Source organism: Polynucleobacter sp. HIN6, assembly GCF_030297575.1.
Classification (GTDB): Bacteria; Pseudomonadota; Gammaproteobacteria; order Burkholderiales; family Burkholderiaceae; genus Polynucleobacter.
Window position 1 is genome coordinate 367171 of the sequence record NZ_AP028137.1, and the last position, 13768, is coordinate 380938.

Annotated in this window: 12 protein-coding genes and 1 tRNA gene; 11 read left to right on the forward strand and 2 right to left on the reverse strand. The window is 47.7% G+C overall.

Annotated elements, in window-relative coordinates:
- Positions 1–29: 29 nt before the first annotated feature.
- The 7 genes from rpoD (at position 30) to QUE66_RS01880 (ending at position 7005) form a co-directional block, all read left to right on the forward strand.
- Positions 30–2468 (forward strand): RNA polymerase sigma factor RpoD, encoded by a 2439-nt coding sequence (gene rpoD / locus QUE66_RS01850; protein ID WP_286224122.1) that lies wholly within the window; start codon positions 30–32, stop codon positions 2466–2468.
- A gap of 11 nt (positions 2469–2479) precedes the next feature.
- Positions 2480–2556, forward strand: a tRNA-Ile gene (locus QUE66_RS01855).
- Between the two features lie 153 nt (positions 2557–2709).
- Positions 2710–3162, forward strand: coding sequence for a hypothetical protein (locus tag QUE66_RS01860; protein ID WP_286224123.1), 453 nt, complete (start codon positions 2710–2712; stop codon positions 3160–3162).
- A 305-nt stretch (positions 3163–3467) separates the two neighbouring features.
- On the forward strand, positions 3468–5108 hold the full coding sequence (locus tag QUE66_RS01865; protein WP_286224125.1) for an AAA family ATPase: 1641 nt from the start codon (positions 3468–3470) through the stop codon (positions 5106–5108).
- Between the two features lies 1 nt (position 5109).
- Positions 5110–5820: an alpha/beta hydrolase gene (locus QUE66_RS01870; protein ID WP_286224126.1), complete on the forward strand. Its 711-nt coding sequence runs from the start codon at positions 5110–5112 to the stop codon at positions 5818–5820.
- Between the two features lie 70 nt (positions 5821–5890).
- The gene (locus QUE66_RS01875) at positions 5891–6058 is read left to right on the forward strand and encodes a hypothetical protein (protein ID WP_286224127.1); all 168 of its coding nucleotides are present in this window, start codon (positions 5891–5893) and stop codon (positions 6056–6058) included.
- A gap of 23 nt (positions 6059–6081) precedes the next feature.
- Complete coding sequence (locus QUE66_RS01880; RefSeq protein WP_286224128.1) at positions 6082–7005, forward strand: DMT family transporter; 924 nt, start codon at positions 6082–6084, stop codon at positions 7003–7005.
- A gap of 4 nt (positions 7006–7009) precedes the next feature.
- Here the strand turns inward: QUE66_RS01880 and QUE66_RS01885 are convergent, their stop codons facing one another.
- Positions 7010–8080 (reverse strand): ABC transporter ATP-binding protein, encoded by a 1071-nt coding sequence (locus tag QUE66_RS01885; RefSeq protein WP_286224129.1) that lies wholly within the window; start codon positions 8078–8080, stop codon positions 7010–7012.
- 81 nt (positions 8081–8161) lie between these two features.
- On the opposite strand from QUE66_RS01885, the gene QUE66_RS01890 reads away from it, so the two are divergent.
- Entirely contained in the window at positions 8162–9745 is a 1584-nt protein-coding gene (locus QUE66_RS01890) for an ABC transporter permease (protein ID WP_286224130.1), read from the forward strand.
- A gap of 88 nt (positions 9746–9833) precedes the next feature.
- Positions 9834–10907 (forward strand): extracellular solute-binding protein, encoded by a 1074-nt coding sequence (locus QUE66_RS01895; RefSeq protein ID WP_286224132.1) that lies wholly within the window; start codon positions 9834–9836, stop codon positions 10905–10907.
- Positions 10908–10911: 4 nt separating this feature from the next.
- Here QUE66_RS01895 and QUE66_RS01900 read toward each other — a convergent pair whose 3' ends face one another.
- Complete coding sequence (locus tag QUE66_RS01900; RefSeq protein WP_286224133.1) at positions 10912–11679, reverse strand: SDR family oxidoreductase; 768 nt, start codon at positions 11677–11679, stop codon at positions 10912–10914.
- 44 nt (positions 11680–11723) lie between these two features.
- On the opposite strand from QUE66_RS01900, the gene QUE66_RS01905 reads away from it, so the two are divergent.
- Together QUE66_RS01905 and QUE66_RS01910 are read left to right on the forward strand one after the other, a co-directional pair.
- A complete protein-coding gene (locus QUE66_RS01905; RefSeq protein ID WP_286224134.1) occupies positions 11724–13025 on the forward strand; it encodes a TAXI family TRAP transporter solute-binding subunit in 1302 nt (433 codons plus the stop codon).
- Positions 13026–13032: 7 nt separating this feature from the next.
- Positions 13033–13767 carry a 2OG-Fe dioxygenase family protein gene (locus QUE66_RS01910; RefSeq protein ID WP_286224135.1) on the forward strand — a complete coding sequence of 245 codons (735 nt, stop codon included), beginning with the start codon at positions 13033–13035 and terminating at the stop codon, positions 13765–13767.
- The last annotated feature ends 1 nt before the right edge of the window (position 13768 follow it).

The following is a 13768-nucleotide window of genomic DNA, read 5'->3' on the forward strand; positions in this document are numbered from 1 at the left end:
TATTAGATTGATCGATTGCAAAGATATCCATGAAAAAACCAGCTTCCAAAGTCGCTCCTAAAAAATTAGCAAAACCGGCACCTAAAGCTAAGGCACCGGTTAAAAAAGCAAAGCCTGCTGCTCCTGCAAAGAAGTCAGCAAAAGCGGTTGCTAAGAAGCCCGCCAAGGCTCCAGTAAAAAAAGTGAGCAAACCAGCGGGTAAAGCAACGAAGGCGCCAGCTAAAAAAGTGGTTTCCAAAACTGTAAAGCCGACAGCAAAGACTGCCAAGCCAAGTGCTAAATCAGTGAAAGCGGCACCAAAGCTGACCGCGAAAGAATTGGCTAAAAAAGCAGCAGAAGAGAAAGCCCTGAAGAAAGCGCAAGAGAAGGCGGCGAAGGAACAAGCCAAGGCCGAAGCAAAAGCCGCCAAGTTAAAAGCCAAAGAGGCGGCGGTTGAGTTGGATGAAAATGGTCAGCCGATTAAAAAGACGCGTGGTCGTAAACCAAAGGTCGAAGTAGCGGGCGAGCCTGGTATTGATAACCGCACCGATCGCCAAAAAGCACGCGATCGTAAAGCAAAAGAAAAGGCCCTCCTCAAAGAGTTTGCTGCACAACAATTGGGTAGTGAAGAGCAGCAAGAGTTACGCCGTGCACGTTTGAAGACCCTTATCAAAATGGGTAAGTCCAAGGGTTACTTAACTCATGGCGAGATGAACGATGTCATGTCAGATGAATTGTCAGAGGTGGACGCCCTTGAAACTCTGATCGGCCTACTTAATGACATCGGGATTACCGTCTATGAGCAAGCTCCCGATGCAGAAACCTTACTCTTAAATGAACATGGCCCTACCGCAACCTCGGAAGAAGAGGCGGAAGAAGAAGCTGAAGCTGCTCTCTCAACCGTTGACTCGGAGTTCGGTCGTACTACTGACCCCGTGCGCATGTATATGCGCGAGATGGGTACCGTCGATCTCTTAACCCGCGAGGGTGAGATCGTGATCGCCAAAAAGATCGAAGCCGGTCTCAAAGATATGGTGATGGCTCTTTCTGCTTGCCCCGTCACCATTTCAGAGATCCTCACCAATGTCGACAAGATCGTTTCCGGAGAGATGGAAATCGATCAGTTTGTCGATGGCCTAGTAGATCCTAATGCTGAAGATATTCCGATGGCTGCCGATGAGCCCGAGGATCTGGAGATGATGGATGAGGGCGAAGAGGGCGATGATGATGAAGGTGGCGGTGGTGGCGCGAGTACTGCTAGTGCGAAGCAACTCGAAGAGCTCAAGCAACGTTCCCTTGAAAAGTTTGCGGTGATTCGGACGCAGTTTGACAAGATGCGACGTGCCCATGACCGCGATGGTTATAACTCACCTGGTTATTTAAAAGCGCAAGACGCGATTCGAAACGAGTTACTTGGCTTTCGCTTAACAGCAAAGAGTGTTGAAAAGCTCTGTGACACCATGCGTGCCCAAGTCGATGAAGTATGGAAGCTTGAGCGTGGCATTGTGAGTATTCTGGTTGATAAGATCGGGATCCCGCGTGCCGAAGTTCTACAAGCATTTCCAAAAATGGCCATGAACTTGCGTTGGACCGCAAATCTTCTCAAAGAGCCAAAACCCTACAGCGCTCTCTTAGAGCGCAATGTCCCAGCGATTCAAGAGCTACAACAAAAGTTGATCGATATTCAGACCAAAGTGGTCTTACCGCTCAATGAGCTCAAAGAAGTGAATAAGCAAATGATTGCCGGTGAGAAGCGTGCGCGGGAAGCGAAGCGCGAGATGACGGTCGCAAACTTGCGCTTAGTAATCTCGATTGCTAAGAAGTACACCAATCGTGGCTTACAGTTTTTGGATCTGATTCAAGAGGGCAATATTGGCCTCATGAAAGCAGTCGATAAGTTTGAGTACCGTCGTGGTTACAAGTTCTCTACTTATGCGACCTGGTGGATTCGTCAGGCAATTACTCGCTCGATTGCGGATCAAGCTAGAACTATTCGTATTCCGGTGCACATGATTGAGACCATCAATAAGATGAATCGCATTAGTCGCCAGATTTTGCAAGAGACTGGTCATGAGCCCGATGCTGCAACCTTGGCACAGAAGATGGAGATTCCAGAGGACAAGATTCGGAAGATCATGAAGATCGCAAAAGAACCGATTTCTATGGAAACCCCGATTGGCGATGATGAGGATTCACATTTGGGCGACTTCATTGAAGATTCCAATACCTTGGCACCTGCCGAGGCCGCACTGCATGACTCGATGCGCGATGTAGTGAAGGATGTGCTTGATTCCTTAACACCGCGCGAGGCAAAAGTATTGCGGATGCGTTTTGGTGTTGAGATGAGTACCGATCATACCCTCGAAGAAGTTGGTAAGCAGTTTGATGTGACGCGTGAACGCATTCGTCAAATCGAAGCGAAGGCATTGCGTAAGATGCGTCATCCAAGCCGCAGTGATAAGTTGAAAACCTTCCTCGAAGAAGATTGATGAAGTCTTAGGGGCCCATAGCTCAGTTGGTTAGAGCAGAGGACTCATAATCCTTTGGTCCCAGGTTCAAGTCCTGGTGGGCCCACCAGAAATGAAAATACCAATCTTCGGGTTGGTATTTTTTTAGCTCTTGCGATACATCCAAATTAATTGCATTAGCATCTGATATAGTTTTTGGAGTTAATAAAACACATCCACCCCATGTAGTGATTAATTTAAATTATATAAATGGAGAATTTCTATGAATCGCCTTAAAGTAGTGGTTGTATCCTTGGCAGTAAGCCTTTGTTCTGCCATCGGAGTTGCGAATGCGCAAGGCAGCGCTCCTTCGCCTACTGTATCGGCGACCGCTACATTTGATCTTAAGGTATACGCGTTAAGTTCCGGACAAAAAGTGAGTAATGCCAGTGGCGTTCTAACTTACCAAGGTAAAAAATATCCGTTTACAGTCAAAGGAATTGGTTTAAATGAAAACCAAATTGGCGCAGCCCAACTCGTTGCCGATGCGACTGTCTATAACCTCAACAAGGCATCTGATTTTGCAGGCACTTTCACTGCAGTCACTACTGGTATGGAGGCAACTGGGCAATCAAGAATTCGCAATAATAAAAATGTCCTAGTTGATCTAAAAGGCTGGTCTAAGGGGCCGGTTGTTATTGCTCCCGAAGGTGCTGTGATTGAATTTAATAAATAAACCTAAAAGTAATCACACAAATACTCACACACCAATAAACAGGAGACGTAAGCTCTTGAAATCCTAATGGTTTTATTTGGTTGTCTGCTCTCATAATCTTTTGGTCCCAGGTTCAAGTCCCGGTGGGCCCACTAGAATACAAAAACCCTCATCAGTAATCCTGGGGTTTTTGTTTTTTGAGTGTTACTAGGGCATATACCATGCCTAAAATAGACCCAATTTTGGCTTGCATTGACTGCAGTCAATCATATTTCAGACCTTGCTTTCTATGATTTATTCAACGAGTAGAAGAGTAAAAGGAGCACATGGAATTCGAAATACCAGAAACCCTAGCCAATACGCTTCTTGGAATGATCGATGGGGATACGCTCCTCGCGAAGCGGCTTAGCGAGTACGGCCTTTCCCGTGGTAAACGTGTGGTATCCAGCCGTCTTTTCGATGCCACTTCATTGAACACGCTCTACGGCCTGTGCCGCACGGCCGACGAGCGTGAGCTGATGTTCCAAATGATTGCGCTGGACAATATCCATGCTGCGCCGGCTGCCCGAAAAATCCCAAGCTTGGAGCATCTGATCCCCGGTCTGATCGCTTGGCTGTCGCGCGACATGATCGATGGCTGGCTCTACAAACTTGGCAAGGATGGTGTGTTGCTGCCCTGGCTCGTCCATTCGATGCGCTATGTACAGCCTGTCGATGGTGCAGCTTACGTCATCATCGGCCTTCTGGCGAATACCTTGCAGGCCGCAGATCGTGAGCCAATTAACGATCCGAGGTTAAGGCGCACCGGCATGACCAACAGTATCACCTTTTACGCCGAAGATATTCAGGATTGCACGATTCCTGAATTGATGACGGGCTATGGTTACTTCAAAGAATGTGTGGAATTCAAAAACGAATACGAGACACACTTGAAACATTTCATGCAAATGCAACCGAAGTTTGGTGCGCAATTTACTGTTTCTGGCACTGTCTGGATGTCTAGCGAAGGGTCTCGTCCACAACTCGAATGCCTGAGGCTGCAGGCCGGTACAACAGCTCGATGCGTCAATGATGAAGAGCTACTGGAACGCCACTTCGATACCACCGCTGACGCAATCTTCTGGCGAGCAAGCGGCATTAGCGAGGGTTTTGAGAGGATTCCCCAGCATTGCTATCTACACCTATTTCACCTGGATTACCACCGCAGCATATGGGCTCATGTGCAAAATGTGAAGGCTTATCGTTATAAGCCAGAATTGCGTGACAAGCTCGTTCTGCCAAATGCTCATCGCGACTTGATTGATATCTTGACCGCTGATCGTAACTTCCTAATGGAAGACATTGTCGAGGGTAAGTCAGGCGGGACAACCATTCTGTGTAAAGGGGCGCCTGGGCTTGGCAAGACGCTGACAGCAGAGGTCTATGCCGAAGTGGTCGAAAAACCGTTATACCGGGTACATTCTGGTCAACTCGGGGTGACGGCAAGCTCAGTGGAGGCTAACCTTTCGAAAATCCTGCGGCGTGCTGCGCGCTGGGATTCGGTGCTATTGCTCGACGAGGCTGACGTCTACATTCGCCGCCGCGACAATGATCTGGAGCATAACGCCATCGTGGCCGAGTTTCTGCGGACCCTCGAGTACTTCAACGGTTTGCTGTTCATGACCACCAACCGCGTAGCCGATATTGATGATGCTGTCCTATCGCGCTGCATCGCTATCATCCAGTTCGAGACGCCGACACAAGAGCAGGCGAAACAATTATGGAAATCGCTCGCGCAGCAGTTCAACACCGAGCTGTCTGATGACCTAGTTGAGCGCTTGATAGTAACTTACCCAGCTGCCAGCGGCCGCGATATCAAGGAGTTGCTCAAGCTGACGCTCAAATTCTGCAAGGGTAGGAATTTGTTACTGAACGAAGATGCATTTGCTCAGTGCGCGGCTTTTCGCAGTATCAGCAAATCCGTCTAAGATGGCAACGTTTGACACATCCCTCCTTGGAGATTTGCTGCTGGGCCGGCTCAGTTTTCGGCCTGGCACTGTACCCGACAAGGAACCTTTGCCCGCTGGTCGTCACAACCTGGGTATTGCTAGCGAGCGCGATACAGTATTAATCGTACCGGAAGGTCTCCAGCCTGGAGTCCCAGTTGCTCTGCTTGTGATGTTTCATGGTGCTGGTGGCAGCGCTGATAAGGTGCTGCCATTTTTGATCGAGCATGCGCGTCAGCATGGCTTTTTGCTTCTACTGCCGCAGTCTCAGTTTCCGACTTGGGATTTGGTTGTGGGTGGTAATGGCCCAGACCTAGAGCGGCTAGACAAAGCATTGCACGAAGTAGCCTCACGTTTTTCTATTAATCCATCCCACTTGGGATTTGCTGGGTTTTCAGACGGAGGCAGCTATGCACTATCAGTAGGTCTGACCAATGGCGACTTTGTAAGTCATGTGATCGTATTTTCTGGAGGCTTTATGTCGGTCCTTCAACAAAATGGCGCACCCCGCATTTTCATCGCCCACGGTTTGGAAGATGAGCAATTGTCAATTGAAACTAGTGCACGTCCTCACGTAACCAAACTTAAAGCCGCAGGTTATGACGTAACTTCTTTAGAATTCAAAGGCCCGCACCGCATCGAGCCACCAGTAGTTGCCTTGGCAATCGATTTCTTCCTGAAACCGACGGCGTAGCCGTAATAAGCTGGGAGTTTACTTTTTGATTAACAGTATCTTGCGGATATAGCTTTACAATTTCAGCATCATGAATTCATCTGAGCCAAACAATAGAAATTCAGTTGATCAAGCAAAGGAGGAAGATCAATCCTCAAGCCAACTCAAGGCTGAGATCAAATCTGAGCCCAAGCCCACCATGAGTAAGCGCGAGATCATGGAAGAATTATCACGCCAACGATTTCCATGGGAAGAATAGGTGACTATTTTTAGAAAGCGCTAGTGCAGTCAGGCTTTTACCTCTCCATCATTCTTGCCAGTCTAGGAGCCATCCTATTTGCTGCTAAGGCAATTGTGGTGAAATTTTCTTACCAATATGGTGCCACTGCGGATGTCGTTCTCACCCTGAGGATGGTGTTTTCACTCCCCATCTTTTGGCTAGCAGTTTGGTGGAACCAGAGAGCCACATCGCCGCAGCCTCTCATTAGGAAAGATGTAATTAAAGTCTGTGCGATTGGCTTATTAGGCTATTTTTTATCGAGCTATCTAGACTTTTTAGGATTGCATTACATCTCAGCAGGCTTAGAGAGGGTCATTTTGTACTTGACCCCAGCCATTGTTTTAGTGCTTTCAAAATTCTTTCTTAAAAAAGAGATTGTTCGCAGGCAATATTGGGCAATGGTCGTTGCTTATTTAGGAATTGTGATGGTATTTATGCACGATATTCAATTGAATGAGCATGGCGCCGTTGTCTTGGGCAGTATTTTGGTCTTTCTAGCGGCTGTGGTTTATTCGATCTACTTAATTTTTGCGGGTGAGCTAGTCGGTCGTGTAGGCAGCATCAGACTGGTTGCGCTTGCAAGTGCATCAGCCACGGTCGCAACCTGTATTCAATCCCTCGTTCTGGGGGCCGATCAACTTTTTGTACAACAGCCCGAGGTGTATTACTTTGCTCTCGTCAATGCCTTGTTTTGTACCTTCATGCCCATGCTCTTTATCATGATGGCCGTCAATCGTATTGGCTCAAGCTTGACCGCTCAGGCAGGCACCATTGGCCCGGTGGGAACGGCATTCTTGGGTTGGTATTTCTTGAGTGAGCCTGTGAGCACATTACAGCTTGCTGGTATTGTGGTTGTACTAATTGGTATTGCGATCTTGCTATCGATTGGCAACAAGCCCAATCAAAATCCAACCCCAACGGAGTAGTTGCTTAGTTTTTAAATGTCACTACGTGATCAGCGCCCAAACGAATCCCAATCTTTTCACCAATGGCGTGATTATGGTGGCTGGGAACAAAGGCAAATACCTCTTGACCTGAGCTAAGTTTGAGGGTGTATAAAAAATCAGCTCCCCGAAACGCTTTGCGTACAACCTCAGCTTGCATCGGACTTTCATCATCATGCTGAATATCGTCAGCGCGTAAGAGCACATCAATTTGTTTTCCAGGACTTAGTTCGTCACCTGGGTCTAACTGTAACTGACCGAGTTCAATTTCAACGGCACCACCATCTTGGGTTTTGCCTTTGATAAATACCCCGCGACCGATAAACTCAGCGACATACCGTGTATTAGGCTTGTGATAAAGGTCATAAGGTGTATCCCACTGAATAATTTTGCCCTCGTTCATCACCCCAATGTGATCCGCAATTGCGAACGCTTCAAATTGATCGTGTGTGACGAGAAGAGCGGTAACTCCATTGGCCTTGAGGATGTCGCGCATCTCACTAGCCAGACGTTCACGCAAATCAATATCCAAGTTGGAGAAGGGCTCATCGAGCAAAATGAGATCGGGTTCGGGAGCCATTGCACGTGCCAGAGCTACGCGTTGTTGTTGTCCGCCCGAGAGCTCATGAGGATAAGCGCTTGCTTTATCGGCAAGTGCTACGCGTTCTAACCATTGCATCCCAACAGTTTCACGCTCTGCTGTTGTACCCGTGCGCAGTCCAAACATGACATTCTCGAGAACGCTTAGGTGTGGAAAGAGGGCAAAGTCCTGAAAAACCATCCCCACTTTGCGCTCTGCTGGTGGAACTCGAATACCTGGTGAGCTCACCGTTTTGCCATAAATCTTGATTTCTCCAGTTTGCACGGGCTCAAAGCCGCAAATGGCGCGTAGAACCGTAGATTTGCCACAGCCGGAGGGGCCCAATAGACAGGCAATATCCCCTTTGGGAAGTTGGAAACTGAGCCCATTCACAATTCGAATAAAGCCTGAGCCTTCCTGTTTTGGAAACTCAATAGCAATGTTTTCAAGGGAAATCAGGGCTGGATTGGAATTCATCCCTATAATTTTCGCATTGAATCATAAAAATTCATAAAAACACCATAACCTACCTATTTATTTGATCCTTCACAGCAGTCGATGCGCACTAGCTCCATTCTTTTAGCCCTCGCCCTCAGTCTTCCGATTCTAGGGTTGATCTTGGCAGCTTTATTGGGTCAACCTAGCCCCATCCTATCCGATGGGATAGTCGCCGAGAGTACGCTAACCCACCTCTGGAACTACGTGCTGACCGATTACATTGTCACGACGATCTTGTTGTGTTTAGGCGTTGGTATCGGCGTCTTTGTATTGGGCGTTGGTAATGCGTGGCTAGTAGCGAACTATCAATTTCCAGGAAAGGCAATCTTTGAATGGGCCTTGATCCTGCCCCTTGCAGTTCCTGCCTATGTGATGGCGTATTTGTTTGTGGATTTTTTGCAGCACGCAGGGCCTGTGCAAACTATGTTGCGTGAGAATTTAGGTCTTTCATTGGCATTGCCCGATCCGCGTTCTTTGGGAGGTGCGATTTGGACCTTCTCCATGTGTTTATATCCATACGTTTACTTAGTGGCTCGCACCTCTTTTTTAGATCGAAGTGCACGATTTATGGAGGTTGCCGAGACTCTGGGGTACACCAGTGTGCAAGCATTCATGAAGCTAGTATTGCCCATGGCTAGACCCGCAATTTTTACCGGTATTGCGTTGGCACTGATGGAGGTCTTAGCCGATTTTGGAGCAGTATCGTACTTTGGCTTGCAAACCTTTGCGACCGGCATTTTTAAGGCTTGGTTATCGTTTGGGGACCGCAGTGCTGCAGTTCATCTATCCCTCATGCTCTTAAGTTTTGTCCTCATCGTGTTTTATTGGGAGCGCCATAATCGAGCCAGGCAACGCTATGCCCTCGCTAACACGAATACCCGACCTGCGATCCCAAAACGCTTAGTCGGTTCGCATGCGCTCTACGCATTTTTATTCTGCGCCTTAACCCTATTTTTTGCATTTGTTTTGCCAATGGCAGTTTTATTTGATCTTCTAAGCGAGCAGGGGCTAGAGGCTGATCCGCGCTATTGGGGGTGGTTAAAAAATTCCTTAAGCTTATCCGCGTTCACTGCGATATTGGCTGTATTCTGCGCACTCTTTTTGGCGTATGCGGCACGCCTCACTCAAAGCAAAACGTTGCAAGGGGTCAATCGCTTGCTTACGGTTGGCTATGCCTTGCCGGGTGCAGTTTTGGGAGTCGGTATTTTGTCTCTATTGGGTTTATTGGATATTGCTTGGTTGATGTCGGTAAGCGTTGGAGTATTAGTTTACGCCTATCTGATTCGTTTTTTATCTGCAGGCTTGCAAAGTATTGAGACTGGCCTGACCCGTATTACCCCAGCGATGGATGGGACCGCTGCGCTCTTGGGCGCCAAGCCGATGGAGATGATTTGGCGGATTCATCTGCCATTACTAAGACGCAGTGTTTTAACAGCCTTGTTATTTGTGTTTGTTGATGTCATGAAAGAGCTGCCAGCCACCTTAATATTGCGACCATTTAACTTAGATACCTTGGCAGTCGCTACCTATCAATTAGCAGCTGATGAGCGTCTGGCCGAATTAGCCTTACCTGCCTTAAGCATTGTTTTGGTTGGTCTTTTACCGGTGATCTTGCTATCTAGGGCCATTGCTCAGAAACGTTAAAAAACCACATAAGTACCAATATTATTGATAATCATTCTCATTCGTATTACAATGTAATCTTTGTAATTGCTGATAGGAATGGTTTGACATGCAAGGAATTCGCTCAGGCTTCACATCTTCAATCAAGAAGGTATCTTTCGTACTTGGTTTGGGTTTTGCAATTAGTGCCCCACTTAGCCATGCGGCTGAGCCTAATACAGTTCTTAATTTGTACTCCGCGCGTCATTATCAAACCGATGAATCGCTCTACGCCAACTTCACAAAAAGTACTGGTATCAAGATTAACCGGATTGAGGCAGACGACAATGCTTTGCTTGAGCGCTTGAATAGCGAAGGTGCCAAAAGCCCAGCCGATGTGATCTTGCTTGTTGACGCAGCACGATTGTGGCGCGCTCAAGTCAATGGAATGTTCAAGCCGATTCAGTCGAAGGTATTGGATCAGCGCATACCTGCCAACCTGCGTGCTAAGGCTGATCCGGATGGAACCACCTGGTTTGGATTTTCAACTCGGGCGCGCATTATTGTGTACAACAAAGATCGTATTAAGCCGGAGGATGTGAACACTTACGAAAAGTTAGCTGATCCAATCAATAAAGGTAAGGTATGCACTCGTTCGGGCTCACACCCCTATATGTTGTCATTGGTGGGTGCTCTGATTGAGCGTGATGGCTCTGCGGCCACTGAAAAGTGGGCCAAAGGCATGGTTGCCAACATGGCGCGCGCACCGAAAGGTGGCGACACCGATCAAATCCGTGCTGTTGCATCGGGTGAGTGTGCTGTTGCTTTAACCAACTCCTACTACTTAGCGCGCCTAATGCGCTCGACCAAGCCTGAGGATATTGCGGTGGTTGCTAAAGTGGGTCATATTTGGCCCAATCAAAATGCCGGTGGTGTGCACATCAATATTTCTGGGGGAGGGGTAGCCAAGAACGCTCCCAATCCGCAAGCAGCCGTTAAGTTTTTAGAGTATCTAGCCAGCGATGCGGCGCAGATCTATCTGGCCGATGGTAATAACGAATGGCCGGTTGTGGCGGGCGTAAAAGTCGACAATCCTGCTTTAAAAGCGCTCGGACCTTATCAAGTCGAAAAAGTATCGATCGCTGCCATTGGCCGTAATCAAGTAGCAGCGCAGCGTATCTTGGATCAGGCAGGCTATCGCTAGACGACTAACCGCGACCAACAAATGGCATCTTGCTTGCCATGATGGTCATGAACAAGATATTGCTTTCGGGCGGCAGTTTGGCCATCTGTAAAACAGCCTGTCCAACATGATCGACATCCATCCGCGGCTCGACTTTGATCGAGCCGTCAGCCTGCATAATTCCGGCGGCCATGCGCTCGGTCATTTCAGTAGCGGCATTACCAATATCAATCTGACCGCAGTTAATATTGAATGGCCTGCCATCGAGGGCGATGGATTTGGTTAGACCGGTAATTGCATGCTTAGTTGCGGTGTAAGGTGCGGTATTGGGTCTAGGCGCATGGGCTGAAATTGAGCCATTATTAATAATGCGACCACCTTGTGGTGACTGGGCTTTCATCATCCGCATAGCCTCTTGTGCACATAAGAAAGCGCCACAAAGATTGCTGTTGACGACATTCATCCACTGTTCATAGGAGAGTTCATCCATCGGGATCGCAGGTGCGCCCATCCCCGCGTTATTGAAAAGTACATCAATGCGGCCGAATTGATTTTTGAGCTTACTGAATAATGATTTCACTTCTTCAGGTTTACCGACATCACACGCCACCGCTAAGCAATTGCTAGCATTGCCACCAATATCGTTAATTGCTTTTTGTAAACGTTCTAGATTGCGCCCAGTAAGCACGACCGAGAATCCATCGGATAACAGCGCTTTAGCAGCGGCCTTACCAATACCAGTTCCGGCACCGGTAACAAGAGCAACACGCAGAGAGTTTGAGTTCGTTGGCATGGATTTAATCAGGGCATAATGGTTAAAAATAGAATGATAAAGCCATGAACCTTTTGTATCAGATCGCCTCTCGACCTGCCTACTTGGTGACGGCATTTATCGCGATCATTGCCAGTATCTTTTTGGCGATCTGGCTGTTACTGCCTGGGCCTCCCAAGACATTGACGATTGCTACCGGTTTTCCGGAGGGGCTCTATCATCAGTTTGCTACGCAACTTCAAGCAGAACTCGCAAAACAAAAGATCACCTTGCGTATCCGGAATACGGGTGGCAGTGCGGATAACTTGGCGCTAATGGCAGATCCCAAATCGGGAGTGGATTTAGCGATTATTCAGAGTGGGGTAGGTGACCCTAGTCGGTATTCAAAGCTCACCGCATTGGCAGGACTCTTCTACGAACCTCTTTGGGTTTGGTATCGACCCGAGGCCTTTGTCAAAGATGGGGGGTCTTTACAGCAATTGAATCAGCTCAAGGGAAAAAAAGTATCAATCGGTAATGAGGGGAGCGGCACAAATTTACTCTCCCGAGCGATTCTCAAACTCAATGATATTGAGCTCAGGCAACTTCATTTATTAACCCTCAATCCTGATGAAGCGATTTCACAGCTTCGCAAAGGGGAGATTGACGTTGCCATGATTGTTCTTGCTGGCGAAGCGCCCTTATTGAAAGATTTCTACCAATTACCCGGCATTCGCCTAATGGACTTTGATCAAGCAGAGGCATACACCCGTGTTCTGCCTTTTCTCAAGAGGGTTGATGTCCCAAGGGGCATTGTGAGCATTGCACATGATTTACCAAAAGAAGATATTCATGTGATTGCACCCACGGCAACCTTAGTAGCACATTCGAATATCAATCCTGCTACGGTGAGTCTTTTGCTAGGTGCTTCCTATGACATATTGCGCAATTACTCGCGCTTGCAAAAACCCGGTGAGTTTCCTTCCAGTAAAGGCTTGGATTTTCCAATTGATTTAGACGCAGAGATTTTCTTAAAAGACGGCCCTTCATTTTTCTATCGACATCTGCCTTTTTGGGGTGCGGTATGGCTTGAGCGCGTCATCAAGATTTTGATCCCGTTGCTCATCATTTTGTTTCCCATTTTTGCCTATCTGCCTGCGATTTTGAACCTAAGCTTGAAGATTCGGCTGGGCCGACTCTATAGAGTCTTGAAAAATATTGAAAAACGCTTTGCATCTTCAAGAGATGCGGATCATTTGTTGACTGAGCTAAATGATCTTGAGAAACGCATTGAGCGACTCAATGTATCCCTAATTCAGTCAAAAGAACTTTATGATCTCCGTTCGCATATTGCTTTAGTACGTAATCAGTTAAAACAGGCAAAATAAGATTTCAATGTTAGCGCCCCCATTTACCCCATTTGATCAACTGCAACTTTCCTTGCAAGAGCGGGGCTATGCGGTGATATCCCCCGATAGCCTGAGCCAATTAGTGAGGGTCCCTCTCAAGGATCTGGGGGCATTGAAGACCCATTGGAATGATCTGCCGCGCGATCCGTACTTAAAAGATGGGGGACGCTATCGGTTTCGTCGTCATGCGAGCTATCTGCTTCATCAAGGAACTCTTGAATTAGCACCCCATCGTGCCCATTGGCAATCGGTTGATTACAACGCTCTGCATGGCGGGATCGAGCGTTGGTTTGAGCCCCTAGAGCCCGAATTGCAGAACAACTCTACTTGGCAACAATTAATGCTGGGGATCTCGCAATTATTTCCTGCATCTCCAAGATGGTATGTTGAGGCCCATCCTTTTCGGATCGATACCAGTGATGGTATCGGTCGCCCCACGCCTGAGGGAGCACATCGCGACGGTGTCGACTACGTTGTGGTGATTTTGGTGGATCGAGTGGGTGTCAAAGGCGGGGAGACCCGTATTTTTGAAGCACAAGGCTCGATTGGTTTGCGGTTTACCTTGCAGGATTCTTGGACAGCCTTAGTTTTAAATGATGCGAAGATGATTCATGAGACCACACCAATTCAACCCATCGGAGCCCATGGCTATCGAGACACCTTGGTGATTACCTTTCGGCGCAATGGTTTTCAAGAGCCTCCAAATCGGCAAGATCAGTAAT

Bases quoted from the DNA above. Each gene is read 5' to 3' on its own strand.
- QUE66_RS01870 (WP_286224126.1), top strand. From the start codon at position 5,110: ATGGCAACGTTTGACACATCCCTCCTTGGAGATTTGCTGCTGGGCCGG.
- rpoD (WP_286224122.1), top strand. From the start codon at position 30: ATGAAAAAACCAGCTTCCAAAGTCGCTCCTAAAAAATTAGCAAAACCG.
- QUE66_RS01875 (WP_286224127.1), top strand. From the start codon at position 5,891: ATGAATTCATCTGAGCCAAACAATAGAAATTCAGTTGATCAAGCAAAG.
- QUE66_RS01905 (WP_286224134.1), top strand. From the start codon at position 11,724: ATGAACCTTTTGTATCAGATCGCCTCTCGACCTGCCTACTTGGTGACG.
- QUE66_RS01865 (WP_286224125.1), top strand. From the start codon at position 3,468: ATGGAATTCGAAATACCAGAAACCCTAGCCAATACGCTTCTTGGAATG.
- QUE66_RS01885 (WP_286224129.1), bottom strand. From the start codon at position 8,080: ATGAATTCCAATCCAGCCCTGATTTCCCTTGAAAACATTGCTATTGAG.
- QUE66_RS01900 (WP_286224133.1), bottom strand. From the start codon at position 11,679: ATGCCAACGAACTCAAACTCTCTGCGTGTTGCTCTTGTTACCGGTGCC.
- QUE66_RS01860 (WP_286224123.1), top strand. From the start codon at position 2,710: ATGAATCGCCTTAAAGTAGTGGTTGTATCCTTGGCAGTAAGCCTTTGT.
- QUE66_RS01910 (WP_286224135.1), top strand. From the start codon at position 13,033: ATGTTAGCGCCCCCATTTACCCCATTTGATCAACTGCAACTTTCCTTG.
- QUE66_RS01895 (WP_286224132.1), top strand. From the start codon at position 9,834: ATGCAAGGAATTCGCTCAGGCTTCACATCTTCAATCAAGAAGGTATCT.
- QUE66_RS01890 (WP_286224130.1), top strand. From the start codon at position 8,162: ATGCGCACTAGCTCCATTCTTTTAGCCCTCGCCCTCAGTCTTCCGATT.